The 3,768-nt window shown below is 69.9% G+C and carries 2 protein-coding genes and 1 pseudogene; 1 reads left to right on the forward strand and 2 read right to left on the reverse strand.

All coding sequences use genetic code 11. The features are described from left to right. Nucleotides 1-701, reverse strand: a pseudogene (locus ADBZ5U_RS14960) (3-oxoacyl-ACP reductase); the annotation flags it as partial. A 96-nt stretch (nt 702-797) separates the two neighbouring features. Between ADBZ5U_RS14960 and ADBZ5U_RS14965 the strand changes: the two are divergent. After that, nucleotides 798-2,093, forward strand: coding sequence for an acetyl-CoA C-acetyltransferase (locus tag ADBZ5U_RS14965; RefSeq protein WP_526811504.1), 1,296 nt, complete (start codon nt 798-800; stop codon nt 2,091-2,093). 206 nt (nt 2,094-2,299) lie between these two features. Here the strand turns inward: ADBZ5U_RS14965 and ADBZ5U_RS14970 are convergent, their stop codons facing one another. Then, a complete protein-coding gene (locus ADBZ5U_RS14970; protein ID WP_526811505.1) occupies nt 2,300-3,478 on the reverse strand; it encodes an alpha/beta hydrolase family protein in 1,179 nt (392 codons plus the stop codon). Nucleotides 3,479-3,768: the final 290 nt, after the last annotated feature.

Here is a 3,768-nt window from a genome sequence, read left to right on the forward strand (position 1 = left end):
ATGGTGGCGCCGATGCCGCGGGCCGCGCCGGTGACGATGCCGACCTTGCCGGCCAACGGCTTGTTCCAGTCGGCCGGCGGGTGCGAGCCCTCAGCGCCGACGTGGAACACCTGACCGTCGACGTAGGCCGACTTCGCCGAGAGCAGGAACCGAAGCGTCGACTCGCAACCGGTGGCCGCCGGTTCGGCGTCCGGGGAGACGTAGACCAGCGCCGCGGTGGCGCCCCGGCGCAGTTCCTTGCCCAGCGACCTGGTGAAGCCCTCCAGCGCCCGCTGGCAGATCCGCTCGTCGCTGCCGGTGATCCGGTCGGGGGTGGTGCCGAGGACCACCACCCGGGCGCAGGGCCCGAGGTTGCGCAACAGCGGCGTGAAGAACGTGTGGAGGTCGCGCAGCGCCCCGGGTTCGCCGATGCCGGTGGCGTCGAACACCAGGCCGCCGAAGGTGTCGGCCCACCGGCCGCCGAGATTGTTGCCGACGATCTGGTAGTCGTCGGCCAGTGCCGCCCGCACCGGTTCGGCGAGCCGGCCGTCACCACCGATGAGCAGGGACCCGGCCAGCGGCGGGTCGCCCGGCCGGAAGCGGCGCAGTGTCTCGGGTGCGGGCACGCCGAACTGCTTGGCCAGGAATGACGCGGGGGCGGAGTTGATCACCTGGGAGAGAAGGTCGGAAGCCACGTCGGGTGCCTTTCGCGTCGGTGTGATCCGGGTATCGGTTAAGAACTTACTCCAGAGTAAGAACGACGGGTAGGATGGCTCCCGATACCCGGTATCCCATGTCCCGACACACGGAGGTTTGACGTGGCCAGCCCCACCCGGCAGCGGGTCGCCGTCCTCGGCGGCAACCGCATCCCGTTCGCCCGTTCGGACGGCGCCTACGCCGAGGCCTCCAACCAGGACATGTTCACCGCGGCGTTGGCCGGGCTGGTCGATCGGTTCGGGTTGCATGGGCAGACCCTCGGGGCGGTCGTCGGCGGGGCCGTCCTGAAGCACAGCCGCGACTTCAACCTGATGCGCGAGTGCGTGCTGGGCACCGCGCTGTCGTCGTACACCCCCGCCTTTGATCTGCAGCAGGCCTGTGGAACGGGGTTGCAGGCCGCGATCGCAGCGGCGGACGGAATCGCCGCCGGGCGCTACGAGGTCGCCGCCGCCGGGGGAGTGGACACCACCTCCGACGCCCCGATCGGACTGGGGGACGACCTCCGCCGGTCGCTGCTGGCGCTGCGCCGTTCCAGGTCGAACCTGGAACGGCTCAAGCTGGCCGGTCGGCTCCCCGCGTCGCTCGGGGTGGAGATACCGACCAACGGCGAACCCCGCACCGGACTGTCGATGGGCGAGCACGCGGCCCTCACCGCCAAGAAGATGGGCATCAAGCGGGTCGACCAGGACGAGTTGGCGGCGGCCAGCCACCGCAACATGGCCGCGGCCTACGACCGCGGCTTCTTCGACGACCTCGTCACGCCTTTCCTCGGTCTCTATCGGGACGACAACCTGCGGGCCGACTCCTCGCCGGAGAGGCTGGCCGGGCTGCGCCCGGTGTTCGGGGTGAAGGGCGGCGACGCGACGATGACGGCCGGCAACTCGACCCCGCTGACCGACGGTGCGTCGGTCGCGCTGTTGGCCAGCGAGCAGTGGGCGCGGGCGCATTCGTCGGCCCCCCTGGCGTACCTCGTGGATGCCGAGACCGCGGCGGTGGACTACGTCAACGGTGACGACGGGTTGCTGATGGCGCCGACCTACGCGGTGCCCAGGCTGCTGGCCCGTAACGGACTGACCCTGCAGGACTTCGACTTCTACGAGATCCACGAGGCGTTCGCCTCGGTGGTGCTCTGCCACCTGCAGGCGTGGGAGTCCGAGGAGTACTGCAAGGACCGGTTGGGGCTGGACTCGGCGCTCGGTCCGATCGACCGCGGCAAGCTCAACGTCAACGGCTCCTCGCTGGCGGCCGGTCACCCGTTCGCGGCAACCGGCGGCCGGATCCTGGCGCAGTTGGCCAAGCAGCTGGCCGAGCAGAAGGAGGCCTCGCGGCCGGTGCGGGGACTGATCTCGATCTGCGCCGCGGGCGGGCAGGGCGTCGCGGCGATTCTCGAGGCTTAGATTCTCGAGGCTTGGATTCTCGAGGCTTGGATTCTCGAGGCTTGGATTCTCGAGGTGTAGGGGGGCCTGGTTTGCCTTCGGCTTCGCCGGGGTAGTACTGAGACGGATGGCTTCGCGTTACCGTCTGACCCCCGACCCGGCGGCGGCGCGGGGCATCCTCAACGGTGGGGTGACCGTCGCTGGTGTCGAGGGGGTTCCAGCGCCGGTCACTTCTTCTCCGGGGGCCGCCGGTCGTCGGACAGGCCCGACTGCGCCACCGCGGCGTCGACATAGCGCTGGACCGGGCGGGCCTGGAAGAAGCCGGTATGACCGCCGTGGTACCAGCCGATGTCCGGCCTGCCCCAGTGCTCCCACAGCGCAACCACCTGCTGGCGCGGGTGCACGATCCGGTCGGCGAGCCCGGCGTAGATGAACCGGCCCTGCGGGGCCACCTTCGGCTCCATCGAAAGCGGGGAGAGCATCCGGCCGATCGGACCGGCCAGGGTGATCATCTCCAGGCGGGGATCGGTCCTGGGCAGTCCGGAGTGCCGGCCGAGCAGTTCGACCAGGTTAGCCGGCGGCACCCCGAGGATGGCGCAGGTCAGATCTTCGTCGAGGCTGGCTACCAGCGCCGAGATGTACCCGCCGAGCGAAATTCCGTTGAGCCCGATCCGGGCGCCGGGCTGCTCAGACCGGATCCAGGCGATCAGCCGTCGCACGTCCCACACCGACTGGGCCGTGCCGTGCACGTCGTCCATCAGGTTCTCGCCCGGGAAGACGGCCCCCCTGGGAAGTCCCCTGGCGCGCGGCCCGTGCATCGGCAACACCGGAAGGATGACGTTGAGACCGAGGTCCTCGTGCAGATGCCAGGCCCGGAACAGGGTCGGATCAAGTCCGGCGCGGCCCATCTCGGTGCCGTGCACGCAGATCATCCAGGGCCGCGGTTCCCCCCGCCCGTCGTCCTTGTGACGCAGCATCATTGCGTAGTCGCGGTTGTTGGCGGTGTAGCCCATCCAGCGCTCGGCGCCCGGCTCGCCGGGGTGCGGTTGGTAACCGCTGTCGTAGCTGATCCGCTCGTGAGTCCGTCTGCGGCTGGTGAAGGAGCGGATGGACACGGCGCCGGGGGCCGGGGGCGGGGCGAAGAAGTCCTGCGGCTTCTCCAGCCAGCCGCGGTCGCCGTAGAACTCGACCGCCTCGACGACCTCGCGTTTGATCCGTTCGTAGGCGGCCGGATCGCTCAGTGGGCGCCGCCAGTGCAGGCCCACGAGCACCAACTCGTCCCGAAGCGCGTGGGTGGCCAGCGACAGTGTGGGCCGCGCGGTGGGCAGCTCGCTGCGAGTGCCGCCCAGGTAGGCGCCCCAGGAGCGGGCGTAGAAGCCGCCCGCCTTGGCGACGGAACCGGTCAACGGGCCGACGATATTCGACACGGGGTTGCGGTTCGCCGGGGGCTTGTCTTCCCCCGAGCTGTGCTGCCGGGCGGTCACAGGTCGACCGTAGCAAATCTGCGGGCCAGCGGAGGGGTTGTCGGTGCACAACTCGTGGCCGGAGTGGGTTGCTTCCGGGCCGCGGGGGTTTTGCAGCGGGTATCAGTGGGCATGCCGGCAAATTTGGCAGACACTGACCCTTGCCGGGCTCTGCCATTTTTACGCGAACATTCAAATTCAGCGAACGCGCGGGGAAACGCCGCGGCCCCGGG

Source organism: Mycobacterium sp. (assembly GCF_040398885.1).
GTDB lineage: Bacteria > Actinomycetota > Actinomycetes > Mycobacteriales > Mycobacteriaceae > Mycobacterium.